The sequence below is a fragment of the Actinospineispora eucalypti genome (assembly GCF_039543365.1).
GTDB classification, from domain to species: domain Bacteria; phylum Actinomycetota; class Actinomycetes; order Mycobacteriales; family Pseudonocardiaceae; genus Pseudonocardia; species Pseudonocardia eucalypti.
The window spans coordinates 434958-460134 of record NZ_BAABJP010000015.1; the positions used below are offsets into that span (position 1 = coordinate 434958).

Consider the following 25177-nt stretch of genomic DNA (forward strand, 5'->3'; position numbering starts at 1 on the left):
ACTGGGCAAACCCGCGATATGGGTGGGTTAGCGGGGGCGGGCGTGGGCGGGGCCCAGGACGTCGGGTTCGGGGGTGGCCAGGGCCAGGCGGAGGAACTGTTGGACCTGGGGTGAGGGGCGGTCGGCGCGGCGGCGGAGGACCGCGGTTTCGACCACCGGGACGTGCCGGGAGAGCGGGCGCACCACGACCTCGGCCGAGGCCACCCCGGTCACCGACGCCGGCAGCACCGAGACGCCGAGGCCGGCGGCGACCAGCGCGACCACCGTGGACACCAGCTCCACCGACTGCACCGACGGCTCGAACCCGGACAGCCGGCAGGCGTTCAGCAGGTGCGGGCGCAGTCCGCCCCAGGTGGCCGGGGCCGGGCTGAGGAACACCTGGTCGGCCAGTGCGGCCAGGTCCACCAGGTCGCCGACCGAGGAGGCCAGTGCGGCGGGCAGGACGGCGGCCAGTGGTTCGCGGTGCACCACCGCCACGTCCAGGTCGGCGCCGTGCCCCGCGCCCACCCCGGGTGGCGGCAGGTACACCATGCCCAGGTCGGCCCGCCGCGCCCGCACGTGCTCGACCACGCCGTCCGCCCGGTCCTCCAGGAAGTGGATCGCCACGTCGGGCCGGTCGGCGTGGTAGCGGCGCAGCAGCGGGGCGAGCACCGCGCCGGCGGTGGCGGACACGAACGCCACGGTCAGCCGGCCCACCCGGCCCTCGCCCAGCCGGCGCACCGAGTCGGTCGCCGCGTCCATCCCGGCCAGCAGCCGGCGGGCGTGTTCCAGCAGGTGGGTGCCGGCCTCGGTGAGGTCCACCCCGCGCCGGTGCCGGACCAGCAGGGTCACCCCGAGCTCGTGCTCCAACCGGGCGAGCTGGGCGGACAGCGGCGGCTGCGTGAGGTGCAGCCGGGCGGCCGCCCGGGTCACCGAGCGCTCCTCGGCGACCACCACGAAGTAGCGGAGCTGTCGCAGATCCATGGTCAAGAGTATGGCTGGTAGTCGAAACAAGTATTGGACATATGCCAGGCCGGCAACGAGTGTGAAGGCCGACACAGCCGTCGGAGGACCCCGTGCTCGAGTTCCAGTACCAGGCGCTACCCGGCCGGGTGGTGTTCGGCGCGGGCGCCGCCCGCCGCGAGCTGGCCGGCGAGTTGGACCGCCTCGCCGCCAAGCGGGTGCTGCTGGTGACCGGCGGTTCGGCCGAGGAGACGGCCCGCGCGCTGGCCGACCCGCTGGGCGAGCGGGTGGTCACGGTGTTCGCCGGGGTCCGTCCGCACGTGCCGCTGCGGGTGGCCGAGGCGGCCCGCGCGCTCGCCGCCTCGGTCGAGGCGGACGCCCTGCTGGCCGTCGGCGGCGGCTCGGCGGTGGGCACCGCCAAGGCGATCGCGCTCACCACCGGCCTGGCGATCCTGGCCGTGCCGACCACCTACGCCGGCTCGGAGATGACCTCGGTCTGGGGGCTGACCGAGAACAACCGGAAGACCACCGGCACCGACCCCCGGGTCCTGCCGGCCACCGTCATCTACGACCCCGAGCTGACCGTCGGGCTGCCGGCCAGAACCTCGACCGCCAGCGGGCTGAACGCCATGGCGCACTGTGTGGAGGCGTTCTGGGCGCCGGACCGCAACCCGGTCTCCACGCTGGCCGCGCGGGAAGGCATCCGCGCGCTGGCCGAGGCGCTGCCCCGGGTGCGCCACGACCCGGACGCCCGCGAAGGCCTGCTCTACGGCGCCTACCTGGCCGGATCGGCGTTCGCGGTGGCCGGGTCCGGGCTGCACCACAAGATCTGCCACGTGCTCGGCGGGGCGTACGACCTGCCGCACGCGCTCACCCATGCGGTGGTGCTGCCGCACGTGCTGGCGTTCAACGCGCCGTGTGCGCCGGAGGCCGCGGCGGCGATCGCCGAGTCCCTCGACGGCGGCCACAACGGCGACAACGGCAACGGCGGCGACCCGGTGGCCCGGCTGCGGGCGCTCAACACCGAGCTGGGCGTTCCGTGCGGGCTGCGCGCCCTGGGCCTGCGCGCGGACCAGGTGTTCGAGGCGGCCGAGCTGGTCGCGCCACTGGTACCAGAAGACAATCCGCGCCCGGTCGACCTGGCCGCGCTGCGCGGCCTCATCCACGCTGCCTGGGCGGGCACCCGGGCGGAAGCAGGAGGCGGGAAATGAGCGAGCAGTACCCGGTCACCGAGCAGGTGGTGGCCAGCTTCGCCAACAGCAAGTCGGACCGGTACCGCGAGGTGATGCAGAGCCTGGTCCGGCACCTGCACGCCTTCGCCGCCGACGTCCGGCTGAGCCAGGACGAGTGGGACACCGCGATCGACTTCCTGACCAGGGTCGGGCACATCACCGACGACCGACGGCAGGAGTTCATCCTGCTCTCCGACGTGCTCGGGCTGTCCATGCTCACCGTGGCGATCAACGCGGACACCGAGGGGGCCACCGAGTCGACCGTGCTCGGGCCGTTCTTCGTGGCGGACGCGCCGGAGATCGAGCTGGGCGGCGACCTGGCCCAGGGCGCCAAGGGCACGCCCTGCTACGTCTCCGGCGTAGTCCGATCCGCCGACGGGACGACCCTGCCCGGCGCGCGGATCGACGCCTGGGAGGCGGACGAGGACGGCTTCTACGACGTGCAGTACACCGGCGACCGCACCGCCGGGCGGGGATGGCTGCGCGCCGGTCCACAGGGCGAGTACCGCTTCTGGTCGGTGCTGCCCTCGCCGTACCCGATCCCGCACGACGGCCCGGTCGGCGAGCTGCTGACCGCCGGGCAACGCGGGCCGATGCGGCCGGCGCACCTGCACTTCAAGGTGGCCGCGCCGGGTTACCGGCCGCTGGTCACCCACGTGTTCGTCAAGGGCGACCCGTACCTGGGCGAGGACGCGGTGTTCGGTGTGCGGGACGGCCTGATCGCGGACTTCGCCGCGCACGACGGGGGCACCGCACCGGACGGCACCGAACGCGCCGGGCGCTGGGCGCAACTCACGTTCGACCTCGTCCTCGCGCCGGAGGAGGGTAAGTGATGACCGACCTGGACACCGATGTGCTGGTGATCGGCAGCGGCCCGGCCGGCGCCGGCGCCGCGCTGGCGCTGGCCACCCTCGGGGTCGACCACCTGGTGATCACCAAGTACCGGTGGACGGCGAACACTCCGCGCGCCCACATCACCAACCAGCGCACCGTGGAGATCTTCCGCGACCTGGGCATCGAGGACGACGTGCTGGCCCAGGGCACCGAGCACAAGCTGATGGGCGACACGGTGTTCTGCACCAGCCTGGCCGGCGAGGAGATCGGCCGGGTGCGCACCTGGGGCACCCACCCGGCTCGGGAGGCCGACTACACGCTGGCCAGCCCGTCGCCCAACTGCGACATCCCGCAGACCCTGCTGGAGCCGATCCTGATCGGGCACGCCGCCTCCCGGGGCAGCCGGATCCGGTTCGACACCGAGTACCTCGGGCTCACCCAGGACGAGGACGGCGTGACCGTGCACGTCCGGGACCGGATGAGCGACAAGGAGTTCAACATCCGGGCCCGGTACGTGCTCGGCGCGGACGGTGGCCGGTCCCAGGTGGCCGAGGACATCGGGCTGCCGTTCGACGGCCAGATGGACATCGCCGGCAGCATGAACATCGTGTTCCACGCCGACCTCTCGGCCTACGTGGAGCACCGGCCCAGCGTGCTGTACTGGGTGCTCCAGCCGGGCGCGGACATCGGCGGCATCGGGTTGGGCCTGGTGCGCATGGTGCGGCCGTGGAACGAGTGGCTGATCGTCTGGGGCTACGACATCAACCAGCCGCCGCCGGACGTGGACGACGAGATGGCCACCAAGATCGTGCACGAGCTGGTCGGCGACGACACCATCCCGGTGACCATCCGGTCCACGTCGCTGTGGGGCAACAACAAGAGCTACGCCACCCGGTACCGGGCCGGCCGGGTGTTCTGCCTGGGTGACGCGGTGCACCGGCACCCGCCGTCCAACGGGCTGGGCTCCAACACGTCCATCCAGGATGCCTACAACCTGGCCTGGAAGCTGGCCTACGTGCTGCGCGGGCAGGCCGGGGAGGCGCTGCTGGACACCTACGACGCCGAGCGCGCGCCCATCGGCAAGCAGATCGTGCTGCGCGCGAACAAGTCCATCGAGGAGTTCGGGCCGATCTTCGCCGCGCTGGGCCTGACCGGCACCAGCGACCCGGAGGAGATGACCCGCCGGATCGCCGCCCGGGCGGACAACACCCCGGAGGCGGCGGCCAAACGGGAGGCCCTGCGCTCGGCGCTGGAGCTGAAGGACTACGAGTTCAACGCGCACGGCGTGGAGCTCGGCCACCGGTACGCCTCGGACGCCGTGGTCGGCGACGGCACGCCGGAGCCGGGGTTCACCCGCGACCCCGAGCTGTACTACCACCCGACCACCTGGCCCGGCGCCCGGCTGCCGCACGTCTGGCTGGCCGACCGGGCCGGGCACAAGCGCAGCACCCACGACCTCACCGGCAAGGGGCGGTTCGCGCTGCTCACCGGCATTGCCGGGGAATCGTGGGCGGACGCCGCGGCGGCCGTCGCGGAGAAGCTGGGCATCGAGATCGACGCCCACGTGATCGGGCCGGGCCGGGAGCACATCGACGTCTACGAGGACTGGGCCCGGGTCCGCGAGGTGGGCGAGGACGGCTGTGTGCTGGTGCGGCCGGACGCGCACGTGGCCTGGCGCTCGGCCGGGCTGCCCGACGACCCGTCGGCCGAGCTGCTGCGAGTTCTGGCTCGGGTGCTGGCGCACCCGAGCCTCGTGAGCGAGAAGTAGCGCCATAGCGCACATCGCCACTCACGAGCCCGACGACGAAGGAGGAGGGCAATTGGGACGCATGGAAGGCAGAGTCGCCTTCATCACCGGGGCGGCGAGGGGCCAGGGCCGGGCGCACGCGCTGCGCCTGGCCGCCGAGGGGGCGGACATCATCGCCACCGACCTGGCCGGCCCGGTGGACACCGTCGACTACCCGCCGGCCACGCGAGAAGACCTGGCCGAGACGGTGCGCGGGGTGGAGGAGCTGGACCGGCGGATCGTGTCGTTCACCGCCGACGTGCGGGACTTCGGGTCGCTCAAGGACGGCCTGGACGACGCGGTCGCCCAGCTGGGCGGGCTGGACGTGCTGGTGGCCAACGCCGGGATCATCAACGACGTGCGGCCCAGCTGGGAGCTGGACGAGGCCAACTGGCAGACGATGATCGACATCAACCTGAGCGGGGTCTGGCACGCCACCAAGGCGGCCGTGCCACACCTGATCTCCCGTGGGCCCGGCGGATCGGTGATCCTGATCAGCTCGACCGCCGGGCTGCGCGGGATCCCCAACATCGCGCACTACAACGCGGCCAAGCACGGCGTGCTCGGGCTGGCCCGCACGCTGGCCAACGAGCTGTCCCCCCACCGCATCCGGGTCAACTCGGTGCACCCGACCAACGTACGCACCACGATGATCGACAACCCGTTCACCGCGAAGATCTACCGCCCGGACCTGGAGAACCCCACCTTCGACGACTCGCTCGCCGCCCTCGCCGACATCAACATGTGGGACGTCCCGTACCTGGACGTGGACGACGTGGCCAACGCGGTGCTGTTCCTGGCCTGCGAGGAGTCCCGGTACATCACCGGCATCGCGCTGCCGGTGGACCTGGGCATGAGCATGAAGTACTCGGGAGCCTGACATGGACAACACCGACATGATCGCCGCACGCGGGTCCGCGCAGCCGGCCGCGACCGGAGAGTTCGAGACCGAGGTCGACGTGATCGTCGTCGGCGGTGGCGGTGCCGGACTGCCCACCGCGCTGTTCAGCCGCTGGCGGGGCAACGAGGTGCTGGTCCTGGAGAAGGCGCCGGAGCTGGGCGGCACCGCGAAGAAGGCCGCGTTCTGGTACTGGGTGCCGAACAACCGGCCGATGCGCGAGTCCGGACTGACCGACGAGCGCGACGACTTCCTGCGCTATGTGGCCCGGCTGTCCCGCCCCACCCGGTACGACCCGGCGAGTCCCACCCTGGGACTGACCGAGTGGGAGTACGCGATGGCCGGCGCCATCCACGACAGCGCCAGCGAGGCCACCGAACTGCTGGCCGAACGCGGCGCGCTGCCCTACCGGCACTGCCCGGCGGTGCCCGACTACTGGTCGGAGATCCCGGAGGACAAGGCGCCGTACGGCCGGGTGCTGGTGCCGGTGGACGCGTGCGAGTCCATGTCCGACGGCGGGGTGAACGCGATCCGCACGCTCTCGGCCGCCGCCGAGCGGGACGGCGTGCGGGTGCGTACCGGCCACCGGGTGCAACGCGTGGTACGCGACAACACCGGCCGGGTGGTCGGCGTGGAGGCGTCCACCCCGGACGGGGTCACCCACCGGTTCGGCGCGCGCAAGGGCGTGGTGTTCGCCAGCGGCGGGTTCACCCACGACGACGAACTGCGCGGCAACTTCCTCGGCGTGCCGGCCTACCGGGGCTGCGCGGCGGCCACCAACGAGGGCGACTTCGTGCGCATCGCCGGGGCGCTGGGCGCGCAGCTGCGCAACATGAACTACGCGTGGATGTGCCCGGTGCCGCTGGAGCGCTCCGGCCGGGCCGACCTGGTCGGCATGTTCTCCGTGGCCGGCGACTCCATGCTGTTCGTGGACAAGACCGGCCGGCGGGTGGTGAACGAGAAGCTCACCTACAACGAGCTGGCGCAGAAGTTCTTCGAGTGGGACGGCACGGCCGGCGAGTACCCGTACCTGGTGCTGGTGCAGATCTGGGACCAGCGCAGCCAGGAGCACAGCGCGTCGGACGAGTACGGCCGGCTGATCGTGCCGCCCGGCGCGGACGACTCGCACGTGATCCGGGGCGAGACGCTGGACGAGCTGGCCGGGGAGATCGGCAAGCGGCTGGCGTCGGTGGCCCACAAGACCGGCGGCGCCCAGCTGGCCGACGACTTCGCGGCCAACCTGCCGGCCACCGTGGCCCGGTACAACGAGCTGGCCCGCGCCGGCCGGGACACCGACTTCCACCGGGGCGAGAAACCGATCCAGCTGATCTTCAACGGCCCGGTGCGCGAGGAACCCGGCCGGGAGAACCCGACGCTGTGGCCGCTTGCCGATCAAGGTCCGTACTACGCTGCCCTGGTCACCGGCGGCACCCTGGACACCAAGGGCGGGCCGAGGACGGACACCGAGGGCCGGGTGCTGGACGACCTCGGCCAGCCGATCCCCGGCCTGTTCGGGGTGGGCAACTGCGTGGCCTCGGCCTCGGCGCAGGCCTACTGGGCCGGCGGCGCCACCCTCGGCCCGATCATCGCCTTCGCCCACCGCACCGCGAATGCGCTCTAGCGAGCGCCCGTGAGTGATTTGTGTGGTTATAGCCACACAAATCACTCACGAGGCCCAACGACGAAGGAGGAGGCCACATGGCCGTCAGCAGGCAGACGATGACCGACGAGCAGCGCAAGTCGGTGGCAGTGGAGTACCTGAAGGCGTTCGACAACGGCGGCGTCACCAGCACCGGCGGGTCGATCCTGGAGCTGTTCGCCACGGACGCGCAGGTGTACTTCCCGAAGTGGGGAATCGCGGAGGGGCGTGAGGAGATCGGCAAGATGTTCGGCGAGGTCGGCGGCACGATCAAGTCGATCAAGCACGACTACTCGAGCTTCAACTGGGTCTTCTCCGGCGGGGACACGGTCGTCGCCGAGGGCACCAGCTACGGCGAGCACCAGGACGGGCCGTGGCGGGCCGGCGTGCCGGAGTGGGGCGCCGGCCGGTGGTGCGACGTGTTCGAGATCCGCGACTTCCTGATCCAGCGCTGCTTCATCTACCTGGATCCCGACTACGCCGGCAAGGACACCGCCCGCTACCCCTGGCTAGGCGCGCGCTGAGTAGAGCGCGAAAGGCTCGGCTGCGTGTGCGGTGCCGGTTCAGAGAGGGCTTGGACGGCACGGCCAGGACGGTCTGCCGCGGCTTGCCACGGCCCGTTGCGTCAGACCGCCCGTAGTTCGCGGGCCGGGCAGGCCAACTTTCATGGTCAGGTAGCACTGAGAGCCGTTCTACCGACAAGTAGCGTCTCTGAGCGCTACTTGATCATGTACGGACCCAGTCGGCGGCGCCGGCCGACGCGACGGGCGACACCCGGCCGCCGACGCGACGGCGCCTCCCGAGCCCGGCGGAAACCTGGGCCGCGCCGTCCGGGCTGTCTTTGAACCCAGGCCAGCTGGGGCGCGAGTGGCGGACGAGACCTCAGGGACGCTCGGCCCAGAGTTTCTCGGCGCGCGCCTTGAGTGCGTGCGCCACCGAGTCGAATCCGGCCTTCACCCAGGCGCCGGAGTGCTCGACCACCACGTCCGCGTGCTCGCCGGAGAACGCGTCCGTGGTGTAGTACGTGCACCGGTCGGGGCCGAGCGAGGTGATCCACTGGTCACGCTGCGCGAACAGGCCGGGGATCTCCGTCGCGGTGTCGTACCGGAGATGCGTCGGCGCGTCGACCACCCGCAGGTACTCCCGGTTCACGAAGGTGCCGGGCGAGCCGTCCGCGTTGGGCAGGTGGAGGTCGATGGGGTCGCCGATGGCCAGCGTGGTGTCCACCCGGATCGTGTACGGGTTCCACTCCGGGTAGCGCGGGTAGTCCACCAACACCCGCCAGACGTGCTCCGCCGGCGCACCGATCTCCACGGTCACCGACTCGATCACGTGGGTCATAGCGGCAGGAACTCCCCTCCGTTGACGTCCAGCGTGGCGCCGGTGACCTCGGACGCGTACCGGGAGAGCAGGAACAGGATCGCCCCCGCGCAGTCCCCGTCCGGCGGCACCCGGCGCAGCGCGATCTGCGACGCGATCTCGTCGTACACGTCCTTCTCCGTCACCCCGCGCTGCTCGGCGGTCATCTTCAGGTAGAACCGCACGCCGGGGCCGTCCAGCCAGCCGAGCACCGCCTGGTTCACCCGGATGCCGTGCTCGCCCAGCTCCACCGCCAGGTACCGGGTGGCGGCGCCCATCGCCGCCTTGGCCACCGCGTAGCCGCCCTCGCCCCGGTGCGGCTTGCGGGCGGCCATGCTGCCCACGTTCACCACCGTGCCCCGGCCGGCGGCCTTCATCGACGGCACGACTTCCCTGGTCACCGCCAGCGTGCCGTGCAGGATGATGTCCAGCGAGCGGCGTAGCGCCTTGTCCGGGGTGTCCAGCAGGTCGTAGAACCCGGGGTGCCCGTACGCGGAGTTGACCAGCCCGGTGATCGGGCCGAACTCGGAAACCGCCGTTTCCACCAGGCGCTGCACGTCCTCCGGTTTGCGCACGTCACACGGCACGCCGATGGCCTGGCCACCGGCCTCGGCGACCTCCTTCGCGACCTGGTTCATCACGTCGGTGGAACGCGCGGCCATCACCACCTTCGCCCCCTCGGCCGCCGCCCGGGTGGCCAGCTTGGCGCCCAGCCCGGCGCCGACGCCGGTGATCACCACCACCTCGTCGGAAAGGATCACAGGTACACCTCCGTGTAGAACGCGAAGTCCCGTTCCAGCTGTTCGGCGGACAGCCCGAAGTCCTCCGCCGTGTAGCTGTGCTTGTGCCCGCCCTGCCGCTCGGCCCGGTTGCGCGCCAGGTACTCGGTGAACGCCGCATCGTCGGCCGCATCGGGGGTGAGGCCGAGCGCGCCGAGCACCCGGCGGGCCTGCCCCGCCGGGTCGTCCAGCATGTCGGAGAACCGCACGTCGCAGAACCGCTCCGGCCGTTCCCGCCGCGCCGAGGCGAACTCGCGCAGCGTGGTGGCGAACCGGGCACTCCAGTAGCGGCCAAGGGCCGGCCGGTCCACCGACTCGCTGTGCTGGGCGCACATGGTGGCCACCATCGACGCGTACGAGGGCACCGCGCTGACCGGCGAGCGGTGCGTCATCACGATCACCGCGTCGGGGAAGGTGTCCAGCACGGTGTCCACCGCGGTCAGGTGGTGCGGCGACTTGAGCACCCACCGCCGGCCCTGGCGCGAGGGGTCCTGCCAGCGCAGCACCTGGAGCCATTCGCGCAGCTCACGATAGGCGGGCACCTGGTCGGCGGCCCGCAGCCAGTCGCCGTAGCCGGGCACCCAGTAGAAGCTGTCGAAGCTCATCGAGACGAACGAGCGGTCCACCAGGATGACGTCTTCCTCGGGGCCGTCCCATTCGATGGTGTGGATGTCCGCGAACTCCGGCGACAGCTCCAGGAACATCTTCGAGCGGGCCTGCGCGCGGCGTTTCCGCTCGCCGGCGTCCGGCCCCTCCCCGGGGAACGGGATCGGGTAGCCGGTCTCCCAGGACAGCGTGGAGGTCAGCCGCGGCGAGGCGGCGAGCAACCGGTGCAGCAGGGTCGACCCGGTGCGGGGCAGCCCGCAGATCTCGGCGGCCACGTCCACCTCGACCTCGGCGATCTCCGGGTGCTCGCGTTGCAGGGCGCGCAGCCGCAGCCGGTCCACCAGCAGCGCGGTGAGCCGGCGGCGGGTCAGCTCGGCGCCGAACTCGGACAGCTTCGCCTCGGTGTTCAGCGAGTCCACCAGCACCTTCAGCGGCTCGCGGAACCAGTCGTCGCCGAACTCGGTCAGCCCGGTCTTGTCCTGGGCGGCTCTGACCAGGTCGTCGGTGTTCATGCCAGCTCCTCCAGCGGGACGACCTTGCAGGTGGGTACGGGGTGGTGCGTGGCGCCCAGCCAGCGCAGCAGCGCGGTGCCGGACTCGTGCCCGCAGGTGTCGATCCAGTTGTTCGCCGCGCCACCCGGGTCGCGTGCGGCGACGACGATGCGCAGCCGGCCGTCCGGTTGCAGGTGGGCGGTGTGCTTGTTGACCGTGATCCGCCGCCCGTGGTCCAGCGACTCCATCCACCAGTTGTTCAGCTGGAAGTTCCAGTACGGGCAGTCCGGCACCTCGGTCTCGATCACCCAGGCCTCGCCGGACTTCAGCGCCCAGTAGCCGTGCAGGTAGAAGATCTCCGGGTCCCCGCCGGCGCGTTGGAACATGTTCTGGCCGAAGTCGGGCAGTTCGTTCGGGCGCTCCCGGAAGGTCTGCGCCCAGTGCGCGAAGGTGGCCGCCGTGCCGTGCACGGACAGCGCGGCCCGGCGCAGCGCGGTTTCCAGTGCGGCCGGGTCCAGCGGCGGCGCCACGCCGGGCGGGTCCAGCCGCTCGATGTGCCACTCGCCGGGGGCTTCCGCCGCCCGGTCCAGGTAGGTCTGCCGGACCACCAGGCCGGTGGAGTCCGGCGCCAGGGGCAGCCAGTTCTTCGCGCCGGCCGGCCGGGTCGCGGCGGCGGTGATCTCGATCGTGCCGTCCGGGCCGGCCACCAGGTCGGCGTCGGTGAGCTCCCCGGTGGACGCCATCGTGCCGTCCTTGGCGTACCGGTTGGCCTTCGAGCCGATGCTGAAGTAGGCGATGGTGCCGCGCCGGCCGGTGATCCGGTACTCCCGGTCGCCCCGGATGTTCGCGGACAGGTACACGTTGTCCGGGTTGTCCGCGCCGATCTTGACCAGGTCCAGCTCGTGGAACCGGGGCCGGTCCGGGTCGGCGTTGTCCACGCAGGAGTAGAGCATCTCCCTGGTCAGCCGGGTGAGGTAGCGGAACCCCTCCGCCCGGTCCAGCGGGGTGTCCGGCGCGGTATCGGCCAGGATCACCTCGCCGGCCCGCTCCAGCGCCCGGCAGAACTCCGTCCAGGCCTGTCCGCTGCTCACCGCGTCGGCGTCGGTCACCGAGAAAGTAGAACAGGTTCTACCTTCTCGGCGCAAGCTACCCGACCGTCACAGGGGCACGTCGTTCCACGGCTCGCGGCCCGGCACGTCCCGGCCGAAGGAGTCCGGGTTGGTGCCCAGCGCCACCGCCGCGTCCAGCGCGATCCGCTGCACCGCCACGGTCAGCGGGAACACGGACAGCGGCTCGCCGTGGGTGTCGGCGATGACCTCGGTGACCGCCGTGCCGGCCCGGCGCGCGGCGTCGGCGATGGCCCGGATGCGCTCGGACATCGGCCCGCCGCCGTCCAGGCAGACCAGGTGGTCGGCCGCGCCCAGGGCCACCGAAGGACCGTGCCGGAACTGCTCCACGGACAGCCCCTCGCTGGCCACGTAGGCCGCTTCGCGGATCTTCAGCGCACCCTCGGCGGCGGTCCACTGGTTCACCCCGGCGCCGATGAGCTCGATCAGCCGCCGCGGCGGCTCAACGCCCGATGGCTTCTCCACGGCGGCGGCGACCAGCTTGGGGATCTCCGCGAGGTCGCCGAGGTCGGCGCCGAGCGCGGTGGCCAGCTGGGCCAGTCGGAGCAGCGCGGCGGTGTGGCTGGTGGTGTAGGCGGCGGAGGTCTCCCTGGGCACGGTGCGCAGGTCGGCGTCGGTCTCCGTGCCGCCGATGCGCACCAGGTCCAGCCCGCCGTCCCGCGCGCCGGCCGCCACCTCGGTGGTGAACCGCTTGCCGCCGGTGTGCGACATGGCCAGCAGCACCTGGATGCCGTCGAGCAGGGACGGCTCGCCGGCCACGTCGGCGGACTGCGCGGCGGCGGCATCGAGGCCCGCGCGGCGCAGGAACCAGGCGCCCTGCTCGGCGGCGTGCCAGCTGGTGCCGGTGCCGACCACCAGCACCCGCCGGCCGGCCAGCCGCTCGGCAACCGTCGCCACCGGGCCGGGCTCGGCGATCAGATTGGCCAGCGCGTCGGCCTGCCCGCGCATGGTGGCCCACATCTTCGAATCGGACATGGAGCCGACGCTAGAACGGGCGGACCGGCGGCGCCCAGATCCACCTAGCCGCGATCGGCGGGGCAAATTGGCCTGGAAATCGATTTCGAAGGGGGTACTGATCTAGGCCGCAGGGCCGTACCCTGCGGGGATCGCACGAAACAAGGCTTCCGCTAAGCGGAACTTGCGAGGGGATTCGACGATGCATCCTGCTGCGCCCGCACCCGTGACACCGAACAGCACGCGCAAAGTAGCGCTGGCCACCCTGGTCGGCACGTCCATCGAGTGGTACGACTTCTTCGTCTACGGCGCCGCCGCCGCGCTGGTCTTCGGCAAGCTGTTCTTCCCGACCGTCAGCCCGCTCACCGGCACGCTGCTCGCCCTGTCCACCTTCGGCGTCGGCTTCGTCGCCCGCCCGGTCGGCGGCGTGGTGTTCGCGCACTTCGGCGACAAGATCGGCCGCAAGTCGATGCTGGTGCTGTCGGTGCTGCTGATGGGCGGCGGCACCTTCGTCATCGGCCTGCTGCCCACCTACGCCACCATCGGCGCCGCCGCCCCGGTCCTGCTCGTGGTGCTGCGCTTCATCCAGGGCATCGGGCTGGGCGGCGAGTGGGGCGCGGCCGCGGTCATGGCGGTGGAACACGCCCCGCCACACCGGCGCGGGTTCTTCGGCAGCTGGCCGCAGATGGGCGTGCCGGCCGGCATGCTCACCGCCAACCTGGCCCTGCTGGCCATGTCGCGGACCATGCCGGAGGCCGACTTCCTGGCCTGGGGCTGGCGCATCCCGTTCCTGGCCTCGATCGTGCTGGTCGGGGTCGGCCTGGCCATCCGGATGCGGGTGAGCGAGTCGCCGGTGTTCCAGGCGGCCAAGGAGGCCGGCCGGATCAAGAGGCAACCGGTGCTCGAGGTGCTGCGCACCCAACCGGTGAACGTGCTGCGCGCCGCCGGCATGCGGTTCGCCGAGAACAGCAACTTCTACATCCACACCACGTTCGTGCTCACCTACGGCACCGCGATACTCGGCTTGAAGCGCGACGACCTGCTGCTCGCGGTGATCCTGGCGTCCTTCGCCGGCCTGCTCACCCTGCCGGCGTTCGGCTGGGCCTGCGACAAGTTCGGCCGCCGGCCGGTGGTGCTGTTCGGCTCGATCTTCCTGACCGTGATGAGCTGGCCGTACTTCTGGGCGCTGGACACCCGGAACCTGGCGGTGATCGTCCTGGTCACCGTGCTGTGCATCAACCTGGGCGCCAACGCGGTGTACGCGCCGCAACCGGCCTACTTCTCCGAGCTGTTCGAGCCGGAGGTGCGCTACAGCGGGGCGTCCATCGGCGCCCAGGGCGCCAGCGTGTTCGCCGGAGGCCTGGCCCCGGTGATCGCCACCGCGCTCCTGAACGCCACCGGCAGCTACAACCTGATCGCCCTCTACATGTCCGCCATGGCGCTCATCACCGTGGTAACCGCCTTCCTCTCCCCCGACCCCTACGGCGACTCCCTCCGCCACGCGAAGACGCCAGCCGGCGCTCCCGGGTAGACCGCCGAATTGTGTCAGTCAGTTTTGTCTGACACAATCACCTGGTGCGTCCGATCAAGTTCGCGCGAATCGCCCGGAAGCACAAGATCGGTCGAGCGCATGCTGTTCATGTGATCAATACTGTGTCGCCCGTTCGCCACCCCGCAACCGACGACCTGGATCCACGCATCGTGTGGGTTGGCCCAGACGATCGCGGGCTTGAGCTCGAGATCATCGCCCTGGAGCTGCCCGAAATGTTGTTGGTCATCCATGTCATGCCCACAGCCCTGAGGAGGAAGAAGCCGTGAAGGAACAGCCCTTCCACGTCCTCGACGAGGAGGCCGACCTCGAGGAGGAAGAGGTCAGGGACAGCGCCGGGCGACGGGTTGACGCGGCCTACGTCGAGCGGGCCGTTGCCGACGTGCACGCGCGCCCGGGCCGGCCGTCGCTGTCCGAGGAACCGCGGCACTCGCCACAGGTGTCGTTCCGGGTCCCCGAGCAGACCCGGCGGTTGCTGGACGAACGCGCGAACGCCGAGGGCCGCACTCCGTCGGAGATCGCCCGCGAAGCCCTCATCCAGTACCTCGAATCCACCAACTCATAACGGTCGTAGCGCCCGCGTCGCCAGATCCGACTGAATCAACCTGCTGAAGTGACTGAATCGGCGGGGTGGGGGTGGCGGGCGTGGATGGAGTCTTGGAAGGCCAGGTAGAGGTTGGCGACCGTGGCGGCGGCGGTTATGGGGGCGCCTATCAGCGCTTCTACTCGGCGGAGGCGGTAGCGGACGGTGTTGGGGTGCACGATCAGGTGCTCGGCGGCCAGCTTCACGTCCTGGTCGCAGGCCAGGTAGGTGATCACCGTCTCGGCCAGGTCGGTGGAGCCGACCAGCTCGCCGAAGTGCCGGTCGTACCGGTCGGCCAGCGCCGCGTCGTCGCGGCGGGTGAGCAGCCAGGTGGCGAAGTCCACCTCGTCCAGCCGGACCAGAGTCTGCGCCCCGCCCCGGTCCCGCCGGCGGATCACCACCCGCCACGCGGTGAGCGCCTCGCCGAAGTAGCTCTGGCTGACCGTCAGGTCGGCGAACGGCCCGCTCACCCCGACCAGGTGGGTGCGGCGCAGCGGCTCGAGCAGCGCGGCCGCCTCCGGGCCGTCCGGCAGCACCGCGACCAGCGGCGTCTCCAGCACGTCCGGGTCGTGCCCCTCGGAGAGGATCAGCCCGACCTCGGCCAGCTGCGCCTCCTCCAGCAGCATGTCGGCCGGGCCGCGCCGGCCGGACCAGCGCGCCGCGTCCACCGGGCTGGCCGTGACCACCCGCAGCGGCGCGCCCACCCGGAACCGGAACGGGCGCAGCCGGTCCCAGGTCTGCCGGACCCTGGACGCGGACACCCCGGCGTACAGCGCGGAAACCAGCCGGGCCGCCTCGGCGCGCTCCTGGCTCATGGTCAGCGCGCGAACCGCGTTCGCGGCGGAGAGCACCCGCTCGGCGGTGGCCAGCAGGCCGGGCCCCATGGTGTCCAGCAGCGTGGCGTCCCGGCAGGCCACGGCCAGCCGGAAGCCCGAGCCGCGCAGCAGGAACCGCCGGGTGACCACCGCCCACCGCCCGACCGAGAACCGCTGCGGGCCGCTGTCCCGCGCGGACAGCTCGTCCCAGATCAGCCGCAGCGGCCCCTGCCCGGTGGCCGCGATCACCCGACCGGTGGTGTCGTAGAGCACCGCGGAGCCCTTGCTGAGCGCGGCCAGCCGGCCGACCAGTGCGCTCACCGGATTCTCCGCCGCCAGCGCGGCGAGCAGGTCGTTCTGCAGCCAGACGGTCCGCCGCAGCCGCTCCACCTCGTCGGCCAGCGCGGTCGAGTTATCCATGATTGCACTCCGCGGACGAATTTGTCCGGACCAACAACTAGATCAGATCATATTTGGAAATCTCACAGTGACGTGAGCCACCGGATGGACCAAAGTGTCTGCCGTGTCTAGGCAGCGAGTTGCCGTGGACGTCGGGGGGACGTTCACCGACGTCTACATATTCGACGAGACCAGCCGGGACGTACGGGTCACCAAGGTGCCGTCCACGCCGAGCGACCCGATGCGCGCGGTGCTGGACGGGGTGGCCCGGGCCGAGCTGGACCTGCGCGACATCTCGCTGTTCTCGCACGGCACCACGGTGGCCACGAACGCGCTGATCACCCGCAACTTCCGGCCGGCCGCCATGGTCACCACCGCCGGGTTCCGGGACGTGATCGAGATCCGGGACGGCACCAAGGACGACCTGTGGGACGCCTACAAGGATGTGGCGCCGCCGTACATCCGCCGCCGGGACCGGTTCGAGGTCACCGAGCGGGTGGACTACGCCGGCCAGGTGGTCACCCCGCTGGAGGAGGACGAGGCCCGCCGGGTGGCCGCGCTGCTGCGCAAGCGGGGCGCGCAGACCGTCGCGGTGTGTTTCGTGAACTCCTACGCCAACGCAGGCCACGAGATCCGCATGCGGGAGATCCTCGAGGAGGAGCTGCCCGAGGCCACCGTGTCCACCAGTGCGGAGATCCTGCCGGAGATCTTCGAACACGACCGGTTCGCCACCACCGTGGCCAACGCGGTGCTCGCGCCGCTGGTCAGCGGGTACGTCGGCCGCCTGGCCAAGGAGCTGAAGGACGGCGGCTACGCCGGGGACCTGTTGCTGCTGCACTCCGGCGGCGGGTCCATGACGCCCAGGATGGCCGAGCGGTTCCCGGTGCGGCTGGCCGCCTCCGGCATCGCGGCCGGCGCCATCGCCGCCCGGCACGTGGCCGGCCAGTGCGGGTTCGCCAACGCCATCGGCCTGGACATGGGCGGCACCAGCACGGACATCTCGCTGATCCACGACGGCGAGCTGCGGGTGACCAAGGAGTGGTCGGTCGAGTTCGGCTACCCGATCATCTTCCCGTCCATCGAGGTGCTCACCATCGGCGCCGGCGGCGGGTCCATCGCCCACCTCGACGAGGCCGGCTCGCTGCGCAACGGCCCCGGCTCGGCCGGCGCCGAACCCGGCCCGGCCTGTTACGGCAGCGGCGGCACCCAGGCCACCAACTCGGACGCCAACCTGCTGCTCAACCGGCTCGGCACCTCGCTGGCCGGCGGCGCGCTGCGGCTGGAACCGGAGCTGGCCGAACGGGCCATCAACGAGCACATCGCCGGTCCGCTGGGCCTCGGCCTGGAGCAGGCGGCCAGCGCGATCCTGCAGGTGGCGAACGCGAACATGGCCGACGCGGTGCGGCTGATCTCCATCCGGCGGGGCTACGACCCGCGCGAGTTCGCGCTGGTCGCGTTCGGCGGCGCGGGCGGGCTGCACGGCGCCGAGGTGGCCCGCGAGCTGAACATCCCCACGGTGATCGTGCCGCCCAACCCCGGGGTCACCTCCGCGCTGGGCTGCCTGCTGGTGGACATCCGGCACGACCTCTCCGCGATGTTCGGCGCGGTGGTCGGCGAGGCCGAGAGAAGCGTCAGCGGAACGAGCATCAGCGCGGACACCGACGAGCTGGAGGCCGCGTTCGCCGGGCTGGAGGCGGAGGCCGGCGCCCGGCTCCGGCACGAGGGCATCGCCGCCGACGACGCCCAGCTGCAGCGCCTGGTCTCCATGCGCTACTTGGGGCAGTGGCGGTCGCTGACCGTGCGCTGCGGCTCCGGGCCGGACGCCTTGTCGGCGGCGGTGCAGCTGTTTCACGAACAGCACGAGCGCGAGTACGCGTTCCGCCGGGACGACACCCCGGTGGAGATCTACCAGCTGGGCCTGACCGCCATCGGCAGCACGCCGAAGCCCGCGTTTGCCGCGCGCGACCTGGTCTCCAACGGACGCCCGATACGGGCCGGCTCGCGTTCGGTGTACTTCGACGACCTCGGCCGGGTGGAAACGCCGGTGTTCGCCCGTGAGTCGCTGCCGGCCGGAACCCACCTCTCCGGCCCGGCGATCATCGAACAGCTCGACTCCACCACCCTGGTCCCGCCGGGCACGCGCGCCGAGGTGGACGAGTGGCTGAACATCCGCATCCACCTTTCCGGAGGCGCGTGATGACCCTGACCGAGACCGAAGAGCTGGACGCGGTCACCTTCGAGGTGCTGAAGAACGCCTTCGTGACCGCGGTGGACCTGATGAGCGAGCAGATCATGCGGACCTGCTACTCGTTCGTCATCTACGCCCGCGACTTCTCCTCCGCGCTGTGCGACGCGGCGGGCAACACCGTGATGCAGGGCAGCGCGGACATCGCGGTGCACGTGGGCACGCTGCACTTCCAGTGCAAGGCGGTGCTGGAGGAGTTCGGTTCCGACATCCATCCCGGCGACGTGTTCGCCATCAACGACCCGTACCGGGGCGGCACCCACTTCAACGACGTGAGCTTCATCCGGCCGATCTTCGTCGGTGAGCGGATCATCGGGTACGCGCAGAACAAGGGGCACTGGGCGGACATCGGCGGCACCGTGCCCGGGTCGTTCGACGTGAACGCCAAGGAGCACTTCGGGGAGGGCCTGCGGATCACCCCGATCCGGGTGTTCTCCCGGGGGAAGCTGCTGCACGACGTGGCGCAGCTGCTGGTCTCCAACACCCGGTCGCCGTACATCAGCATGGGCGACCTGAACGCCCAGTCCGAGGCCACCGCCGTGTGCGAGCGGGAGATCCTGCGCCTGGTCGACCGGTACGGGGTGGAAACCGTGGTCACCGCCATGGAGGCGGCGCAGGGCTACGTGGAGCGGCTGGTCCGCCACCGGCTGACCGAGCTGCCGCGGGGCGTCTGGGAGACCGTGGACTACCTGGACTCCGACCCGGCGCGGCCGGAGGGCCTGATCCCGATCAAGATCAAGATGACCATCGACGGGGACGGCATCCACTACGACCTGCGCGGCAGCGCGCCGGCCGTGGCCACCTTCCTCAACTCCGGCTACGGCACCACGCACTCCGCCCTGTACGCCGGCACCAAGACCTTCTTCCCGGACGTGCCGCTGAACTCGGGCTTCTACCGGGTGGTCACCGCCGAGATCGGCGAAGAGGGCACCGTGGTGAACGCCGGCTGGCCCTACGCGGTCACCGGGTTCTGCTCCGGCCCCTACGAGAAGCTGATGAACGGCATCTTCGAGATCTGGTCCGAGGTGATGCCGGAGCGGGCCATGGCCTGCGCGTTCAACCTGGAGTACCTGCTGGTCGGCGGGAAGGACGCGCGCACGCCCGAGCGGCCGTACTTCATGTGGTACGACTGGATGGCCGGCGGCTGGGGCGCCCGGCACAACCGGGACGGCTCGGAGGCCACCTCGCCGCTGTTCGGCGCCGGGTTGGCGGTGCAGCCGGTGGAGGGCCAGGAACGGCTGTCCCCGGTGCTGACCAGCGAGCACCGCATCGTGCCCGACTCCGGCGGGCCTGGTCGCCAGCGCGGCGGCTGCGGGCTGGAGAAGGGCGGCACCCTCACCGACTGCCATGCCACCGTGATGTCCTACTGCTGCGACCGGGCGCGCTCGGTGACCTGGGGCATCCTGGGCGGGCTGCCGTCGGTGCCGCACGGGGTCTGGATGAACCGGGGCACGGAGGACGAGAAGTTCCTCGGCGCCACGTTCTCAGGAGTGCCGGTGGTGCCCGGCGACGCGTTCGTCCGGCCCTCGGCCGGGGGCGGCGGGCTCGGCGACCCGCTCACCCGGGACCCGGCGGCGGTGCTGGAGGACGTGATCGACGGGTACGTCACCCTCGACCGCGCGCGGATCGACTACGGCGTGCTGATCCACCCGGTCGACCCCGAGCTGGACCAGTACGAGCTGGACGTGATCGGCACCGAGCGCACCCGCCGGTGCATCGCCGGCAAGCGCGCCGACTGGCTGCGCACCGATCCGCACGAGGTCGCCGCGCGGTACCGGTCCGGGGAACTGGACATGCTGGACCTGGTCCGGCAGTACGGCGTGATCGTGGACTGGGGCACCGGCGAGCTGCACGAGAACACCACCCGCCAGTACCGCGATCTGCTGCACCGCCGCTCCGAGGCCCACTGGGAGCGCTGATTTCCTGAGAACCCGTTCCGGCGAGGGCGGGCATACTTCGGGCGTGGGGGTGCCGATATCCCGCACGCGCCTAACTGGGCGCGTGCTCAGTCCAGCGCCTACGGCGCTGGTTGTCGACGCCGGGACGACGGCGGTCAAGGCGGCGGTCGTCGCGGGCGACGGGCGGGTGCTCGGCGGCGGCAGCGCCGGGCTGACCACCGCGCATCCCGGGCCGGGGCGGGTGGAGCAGCATCCGGACGACTGGTGGCGCGGTTTCGTCGGCGCCGTGCGGCAGGCCGTTTCCGCCGTTTCCGCCGGTGGCTCGGTGGACGCGCTCTGTGTGACCGGGCAGATGCAGGACTGCGTGCCGCTGGACGCGGACGGCGAACCAGTGCGGCCGGCGTTGCTCTACGCCGACCAGCGCGCGGTCGCCGAGCTGGGCGCGCTGGACGCCCGGTTCGGCGCGGACTGGCACCGGGCCGCCGGCAACGTCGGCGACGCCGCGAGCACCGCCGCCCAGCTGCTCTGGCTGCGCCGCCACGAACCGGAAACCCCGCGCCGCGCCCGGCGGCTGTTGCTGGGCGCGCCGGGTTACCTGCTGCACCGGGCCGGCGGGCGGGCCGCGGTGGACCTGACCACCGCGTCCACCACCGGACTGCTGGACATCCGCGCCCGGGACTGGTGGTCCCCGATGCTGCACGAGCTTTCCCTGGACCCCGACACGCTGCCCGAACTGGTCGCCCCGGGTTCACCGGTGGGCGTGCTGGCGCCCGGGCCGGCCGGCGAACTGGGGCTGCCGGCCGGGTTGCCGCTGATCCACGCGGCCGGTGACGCCGGCGCGGTGACCGACGGGCTGGTCGGCGCCGAACCGGGGGCGACCAACATCTCGCTGGGCACCAGTGGCTGGGTGGCCGCGCTCACCTCGCGGCCGGGCGAGCCCGACCCGGCGCTGCACCAGCTGATCGGCGCGGACGGCCGCTCGACCCTGTTGATCGGTGCGCTGCTCTCCGCCGGCGCGACGGTGGACTGGGCCCGGCGCACCTACCTGCCGGGGGCCGACCACGCGGCCGCCGACCGGGCCGCCGCCGACGCCGGCCCGACCGGTCTGCTCATGCTGCCCAGCCTGGTCGGCGAGCGCTCCCCCGTGCGTGACCCGGACGCCACCGGCGCGGTGGTCGGGCTGCGCGCCACCACCACCGCCGCCCAGCTCTACCGGGCCGCCATGGAAGGCGTCGCGTACTCGCTGCGGCACGTCCTGGCGCTGCTCGCACCCCGGTTGCCGGCCCGGAACGGGCCGATACCGCTGTCCGGCGGCGCGGCTCGTTCCCCGGTCTTCCAGCAGATCATCGCGGACGTGCTGGACTGCCCGGTGTGCCCGGTTCCGGACGCGCACGCCGCCGAGGCCGGCTTGCGCGGCGCGCACCGGGCCGCGGCCTCGGCGCTCGGCGAACCGGTCCCGCCGCCGTTGGCCGGCGCCGCGCACTCGGGCGCCGGGCTCTCGGCCGCCGGGCTCTCGGACGCCGGGCTCTCGGACGCCGGGCTCGCCGACGCCCGGCCGACCGGCGCCGGGCAGGTCACGGTGTGCGCGCCCGGCCCGGCCCGCGAACACTACGCGCGGCTGGCCGACGCGCATGCCGGCCTGTGGACGGCACTGGCACCCACGTTCCGGAGCCAGCGCCCATGAGCCAGCTGAACATCATCACCGGCGTGGTGCCGGCGCTGCTCACGGTGGCCGCGGCGCTCGCGCTGGGTTACCTGCTGGCCCGCCGGTCGGGCCGCTGGTGGCGGCGGGCGGTGCCGGTGACCCTGGGCGGCGCGGCCGCGTTGACGGCGGCGGCGTACCTCGGCCTCTGGCTGTGGAACCCGTTCCCGGACGCGCTGCCGCTGCCGGTGCTGGCGTGGGCGTGTCTGGGATTGCTGGGCGTCGCGCTGGCCGGGGCGAACGCGCTGGCCGGAGGCCGGTGGCGGCGGGTGGCGGCCGTGCCGGCGCTGCTGTTGGTGCTGCTCACCAGCGCGGCGCAGATCAACGCGTTCTACGGCTACCGGCCCACGCTCGGCGCGGCCATCGGCGGAGCGGTGGACGACGACACCGCCTTCGCCGACGTGGCCGGCAGCCGGCCGGCCGCCGCGCGCGACCAGTCCGAGCCGCTGGACCGGTCCTGGCACCCGCCGGCCGGCCCGCCCGCCGCCGGTGAGGTGACCCAGGTGGACATCCCGGGTACCCGGTCCGGGTTCCGCGCCCGGCCGGCGCTGGTCTACCTGCCGCCCGCGTACCGGGCCGAACCGCGCCCGCTGCTGCCCGTGCTGGTACTGATCTCCGGCCAGCCGGGCAGCCCCAGGGACTGGTTCCTGGCCGGCGCGGTGCCCCGCACGATGGACGCCTTCGCGGCGGCCAACGGCGGACTGGCGCCGATCGTGGTGGTCCCGGACGGCACCGGCTCCGCGTTCGCCAACCCGCTGTGCCTGGACAGCCCCCTCGGCAACGCCGAGACCTACCTGACCAAGGACGTGCCGGACTGGGTCCGGGGCAACCTGCAGGTCGACCCGGACACGCGGCGCTGGGCGGTGGGCGGCTTCTCCTACGGCGGCACCTGCGCGCTGCAGCTGGCGGTGCGCGCGCCCGCGCTGTTCCCCACGTTCCTGGACATCTCCGGACAGGCGGAGCCGTCGCTGGGCAGCCGGGCCGAAACGGTGCGCGCGGCGTTCGGCGGGGACGCGGCGCGGTTCCACGCGGTGAACCCGCTGGACCTGCTGCGCACCGCCGCGTTTCCCGGATCCGCCGGCGTCCTGGCCGCCGGCACCGCCGACCGGGGCGACCTGGCGACGGCGCGGCAGATCGCCGACACGGCGCGCGGCAGCGCCATGGTGCTGCACACCCGCGCCGTGCCGGGCGGACACTCCTGGGTGATGGCCGCCGAGGCGCTGCGCGGCACGCTGCCCTGGCTGGCCGGCCGTCAGGGCCTCACCCCGCCGACCGAACCGCCACCCACCGCCCGGGCCGAGGCGGCGCCGGCCAAGCCGGTCAAGCACCACCGACGGGCGGCGGCCCGCTAACGGGTTACTTGCCGGTCCAGTCGGCGCGCTGGCCGGTGCCGAAGGCGCGCACGCCGGCGGCGAAGTCGGCGCTGCCGTAGACCCTGGTGACCAGGTCGTCACCGTCCGGCAGGTTCGCCCGGCGGAGCCGGGCGACGGCGACCTTGGTGGCCCACATGGTCAGCGGGGCGTGCCCCAGCAGCGTGTCCACCGTCTCGGCGAGCACGTCGTCGAGCGCCCGGTCGGCCCCGACCAGCTCGGCGACGAAGCCCGCCGCGTGCGCCTCCGCGCCGGTGTAGACCCGGGCGCGCAGCAGCAGGTCCAGGGTGCGCGCCGGGCCGAGGTGGCCGACCAGCAGCGCGTAGGTGTCCATGGAAAGGCAGTTGCCCAGGGTGCGCGCGGTGGGGATGCCGAACTTGGCCGACTCGGTGGCGATGCGCAGGTCGCACACGGCGGCGATGGCCAGGCCGCCGCCGAAGCAGTAGCCCTCCACCGCGGCCACGGTGGGCACCGTGACGTCCTCCAGCCGGCGGATCACCCGGCCGATGCGCTGTTCGTAGGCCACCCCGTCGGCGCCGTCGAGCCCGGCGAACTGGGCGATGTCGGTGCCGGAGATGAACGCCTTCCCCCCGGCGCCGCGCAGCACCATCACCCGGATGTCCGGGTCCGCGTCGGCCCGCTCGCAGGCGTTGTACAGGCCCTCGTACATGCCGAAGCTCATCGCGTTCCGCGCGGCCGGCCGGTTGACCGTCACGGTCAACACCTGCCCGGACTGTTCGACCTGCAGAAAACTCATCCCGCCTCCCCTGCTCGGATCATCGCGTCGATCTCGGTGTCCGGGTAACCGGCCGCGCGCAGCACCTCACGGGTGTGCGCGCCGGGCAGCGGCCCGGCCCCGTCGCGCCGGGTCGGCGTCCCGGACAGCCGCATCGGCGAGCCGAGCTGGCGGACCTCACCGAGCACCGGGTGCGGGGCGTCCCAGAAGAACTCCCGCTGGGACAGGTGATCGTCGGTGAACACCTGCGCGTAGTCGTTGATCGGCGCGCACGGCACCGACTCGGCGCGCAGCGCGGCCACCAGCTCGTCCTGGGTCCACTTCTCCGTGACCGCCTCGAGCACCGGAATCAGCTCCTCGCGGTGCTGGTGGCGGCCGCTGGCGCCGGCGTAGCGCGGATCGTCCCGGATGGTCTCCGGCAGTCCGAGCACCCCGCAGGTGGCGGCCCAGCTCTTGTCGGTCACCGCGCCGATGGTGGCCCAGCCGTCCGAGCAGCGCAGGGCCTGGTACGGCGCCTGCGCCTGGTGCGCCGAGCCGAGCGGGCGGGGCAGCTCGCCGGTGGCGAAGTACCGGCCGGCCTCCCACACCGCCAGGGACACCCCGGCCTCGAGCAGCGACACGTCCACGAACTGGCCGCCTCGCTGGGGGTCGGCGTCCCGGTGTCGCAGCGCGGCGAGCACCGCCATGGCCGTGTACAGGCCGCTGACCAGGTCGCAGATCGGCACGCCCACCTTCACCGGGTCCCCGTCCGGCTGGCCGGTGATGCTCATCAGGCCGCCCCGGGCCTGGGCCATGATGTCCAGCCCGGGCAACCCGGCCAGCGGGCCGTCCTGGCCGAACCCGGACACCGAGGCATACACCAGGCCGGGGTTCACCGCGCGCACCTCGTCCGGGCCGAGGCCGATCGCGCGCAACGCGCCCGGGCGCAGGTTCTCCACCAGCACGTCCGCCGTCTCGGCCAGGCGCAGCAGGGCGCGCCGGCCGGCCTCGGACTTGAGGTCCAGCCGGATCGACTCCTTGTTCCGGTTCAGCCGGACGAACGGGGAGCTGTGCCGCTCGCCGTCCTCACCCTCCAGGAACGGCCCGGCCATCCGCATGGCCTCCGGCACCCCGGGATGCTCGATCTTGATCACCCTCGCGCCCAGGTCGGCCAGCTGCATGGCGGCGAACGGGGCGGCCATGTACTGCCCGATCTCCAGCACGGTCAGGCCGGCCAACGGTGCAGGCATCATG

At 72.3% G+C, this 25177-nt stretch carries 22 protein-coding genes; 13 read left to right on the forward strand and 9 right to left on the reverse strand.

All coding sequences use genetic code 11. The features are described from left to right. Window positions 1–27 precede the first annotated feature (27 nt). Window positions 28–963 carry a LysR substrate-binding domain-containing protein gene (locus ABEB12_RS18130; protein WP_185059247.1) on the reverse strand — a complete coding sequence of 312 codons (936 nt, stop codon included), beginning with the start codon at window positions 961–963 and terminating at the stop codon, window positions 28–30. A 92-nt stretch (window positions 964–1055) separates the two neighbouring features. On the opposite strand from ABEB12_RS18130, the gene ABEB12_RS18135 reads away from it, so the two are divergent. The 6 genes from ABEB12_RS18135 (at window position 1056) to ABEB12_RS18160 (ending at window position 7855) form a co-directional block, all read left to right on the forward strand. Then, window positions 1056–2153, forward strand: a complete 1098-nt coding sequence (locus ABEB12_RS18135) for an iron-containing alcohol dehydrogenase (RefSeq protein ID WP_185059246.1) — start codon at window positions 1056–1058, stop codon at window positions 2151–2153. Beyond that, window positions 2150–3007: a dioxygenase family protein gene (locus ABEB12_RS18140; protein WP_185059245.1), complete on the forward strand. Its 858-nt coding sequence runs from the start codon at window positions 2150–2152 to the stop codon at window positions 3005–3007. The genes ABEB12_RS18135 and ABEB12_RS18140 overlap by 4 nt, the downstream gene beginning before the upstream one ends. Then, the gene (locus ABEB12_RS18145) at window positions 3007–4776 is read left to right on the forward strand and encodes an FAD-dependent monooxygenase (RefSeq protein ID WP_221497561.1); all 1770 of its coding nucleotides are present in this window, start codon (window positions 3007–3009) and stop codon (window positions 4774–4776) included. The genes ABEB12_RS18140 and ABEB12_RS18145 overlap by 1 nt, the downstream gene beginning before the upstream one ends. A 61-nt stretch (window positions 4777–4837) precedes the next feature. Next, a complete protein-coding gene (locus tag ABEB12_RS18150) occupies window positions 4838–5674 on the forward strand; it encodes a mycofactocin-coupled SDR family oxidoreductase (RefSeq protein WP_185059243.1) in 837 nt (278 codons plus the stop codon). Between the two features lies 1 nt (window position 5675). Further along, window positions 5676–7313 (forward strand): FAD-dependent oxidoreductase, encoded by a 1638-nt coding sequence (locus ABEB12_RS18155; RefSeq protein WP_185059242.1) that lies wholly within the window; start codon window positions 5676–5678, stop codon window positions 7311–7313. Window positions 7314–7390: 77 nt separating this feature from the next. Next, window positions 7391–7855 (forward strand): nuclear transport factor 2 family protein, encoded by a 465-nt coding sequence (locus ABEB12_RS18160; protein ID WP_185059241.1) that lies wholly within the window; start codon window positions 7391–7393, stop codon window positions 7853–7855. Window positions 7856–8213: 358 nt separating this feature from the next. On the opposite strand, the gene ABEB12_RS18165 is transcribed toward ABEB12_RS18160, so the two are convergent. The 5 genes from ABEB12_RS18165 to ABEB12_RS18185 are packed head-to-tail and all read right to left on the reverse strand — an operon-like array spanning window position 8214 to window position 12668. Continuing rightward, the gene (locus ABEB12_RS18165) at window positions 8214–8672 is read right to left on the reverse strand and encodes an SRPBCC family protein (protein ID WP_185059240.1); all 459 of its coding nucleotides are present in this window, start codon (window positions 8670–8672) and stop codon (window positions 8214–8216) included. Beyond that, a complete protein-coding gene (locus tag ABEB12_RS18170) occupies window positions 8669–9451 on the reverse strand; it encodes an SDR family oxidoreductase (RefSeq protein ID WP_185059239.1) in 783 nt (260 codons plus the stop codon). The genes ABEB12_RS18165 and ABEB12_RS18170 overlap by 4 nt, the downstream gene beginning before the upstream one ends. Continuing rightward, the gene (locus ABEB12_RS18175; RefSeq protein ID WP_185059238.1) at window positions 9448–10587 is read right to left on the reverse strand and encodes a sulfotransferase; all 1140 of its coding nucleotides are present in this window, start codon (window positions 10585–10587) and stop codon (window positions 9448–9450) included. Before ABEB12_RS18175 ends, ABEB12_RS18170 begins: the two co-directional genes overlap by 4 nt. Beyond that, entirely contained in the window at window positions 10584–11675 is a 1092-nt protein-coding gene (locus tag ABEB12_RS18180; RefSeq protein WP_185059237.1) for a DUF1214 domain-containing protein, read from the reverse strand. The genes ABEB12_RS18175 and ABEB12_RS18180 overlap by 4 nt, the downstream gene beginning before the upstream one ends. Window positions 11676–11723: 48 nt before the next feature. Continuing rightward, window positions 11724–12668 (reverse strand): SIS domain-containing protein, encoded by a 945-nt coding sequence (locus ABEB12_RS18185; protein WP_185059236.1) that lies wholly within the window; start codon window positions 12666–12668, stop codon window positions 11724–11726. A 205-nt stretch (window positions 12669–12873) separates the two neighbouring features. Between ABEB12_RS18185 and ABEB12_RS18190 the strand changes: the two genes are divergently transcribed. The 3 genes from ABEB12_RS18190 to ABEB12_RS18200 are packed head-to-tail and all read left to right on the forward strand — an operon-like array spanning window position 12874 to window position 14761. After that, a complete protein-coding gene (locus tag ABEB12_RS18190) occupies window positions 12874–14178 on the forward strand; it encodes an MFS transporter (protein ID WP_345702911.1) in 1305 nt (434 codons plus the stop codon). A gap of 44 nt (window positions 14179–14222) precedes the next feature. Beyond that, window positions 14223–14465, forward strand: a complete 243-nt coding sequence (locus tag ABEB12_RS18195; protein WP_185059234.1) for a hypothetical protein — start codon at window positions 14223–14225, stop codon at window positions 14463–14465. Then, entirely contained in the window at window positions 14462–14761 is a 300-nt protein-coding gene (locus ABEB12_RS18200; RefSeq protein WP_185059233.1) for a ribbon-helix-helix protein, CopG family, read from the forward strand. Before ABEB12_RS18195 ends, ABEB12_RS18200 begins: the two co-directional genes overlap by 4 nt. 35 nt (window positions 14762–14796) lie before the next feature. Here the strand turns inward: ABEB12_RS18200 and ABEB12_RS18205 are convergent, their stop codons facing one another. Beyond that, window positions 14797–16014, reverse strand: coding sequence for a helix-turn-helix domain-containing protein (locus tag ABEB12_RS18205; RefSeq protein WP_185059232.1), 1218 nt, complete (start codon window positions 16012–16014; stop codon window positions 14797–14799). Between the two features lie 103 nt (window positions 16015–16117). Between ABEB12_RS18205 and ABEB12_RS18210 the strand changes: the two genes are divergently transcribed. The 4 genes from ABEB12_RS18210 to ABEB12_RS18225 all read left to right on the forward strand — a co-directional run bounded on the left by ABEB12_RS18210 (window position 16118) and on the right by ABEB12_RS18225 (window position 23190). Then, window positions 16118–18190: a hydantoinase/oxoprolinase family protein gene (locus tag ABEB12_RS18210; RefSeq protein ID WP_185059231.1), complete on the forward strand. Its 2073-nt coding sequence runs from the start codon at window positions 16118–16120 to the stop codon at window positions 18188–18190. After that, entirely contained in the window at window positions 18190–20157 is a 1968-nt protein-coding gene (locus ABEB12_RS18215; protein ID WP_185059230.1) for a hydantoinase B/oxoprolinase family protein, read from the forward strand. Before ABEB12_RS18210 ends, ABEB12_RS18215 begins: the two co-directional genes overlap by 1 nt. A gap of 82 nt (window positions 20158–20239) precedes the next feature. Next, window positions 20240–21820 carry an FGGY family carbohydrate kinase gene (locus ABEB12_RS18220; protein WP_185059229.1) on the forward strand — a complete coding sequence of 527 codons (1581 nt, stop codon included), beginning with the start codon at window positions 20240–20242 and terminating at the stop codon, window positions 21818–21820. After that, window positions 21817–23190 carry an alpha/beta hydrolase-fold protein gene (locus tag ABEB12_RS18225; RefSeq protein ID WP_185059228.1) on the forward strand — a complete coding sequence of 458 codons (1374 nt, stop codon included), beginning with the start codon at window positions 21817–21819 and terminating at the stop codon, window positions 23188–23190. The genes ABEB12_RS18220 and ABEB12_RS18225 overlap by 4 nt, the downstream gene beginning before the upstream one ends. A 4-nt stretch (window positions 23191–23194) precedes the next feature. On the opposite strand, the gene ABEB12_RS18230 is transcribed toward ABEB12_RS18225, so the two are convergent. Further along, entirely contained in the window at window positions 23195–23965 is a 771-nt protein-coding gene (locus ABEB12_RS18230; protein ID WP_185059227.1) for an enoyl-CoA hydratase, read from the reverse strand. Beyond that, window positions 23962–25176, reverse strand: coding sequence for a CoA transferase (locus ABEB12_RS18235; protein ID WP_185059226.1), 1215 nt, complete (start codon window positions 25174–25176; stop codon window positions 23962–23964). The genes ABEB12_RS18230 and ABEB12_RS18235 overlap by 4 nt, the downstream gene beginning before the upstream one ends. Between the last annotated feature and the right edge of the window lies 1 nt (window position 25177).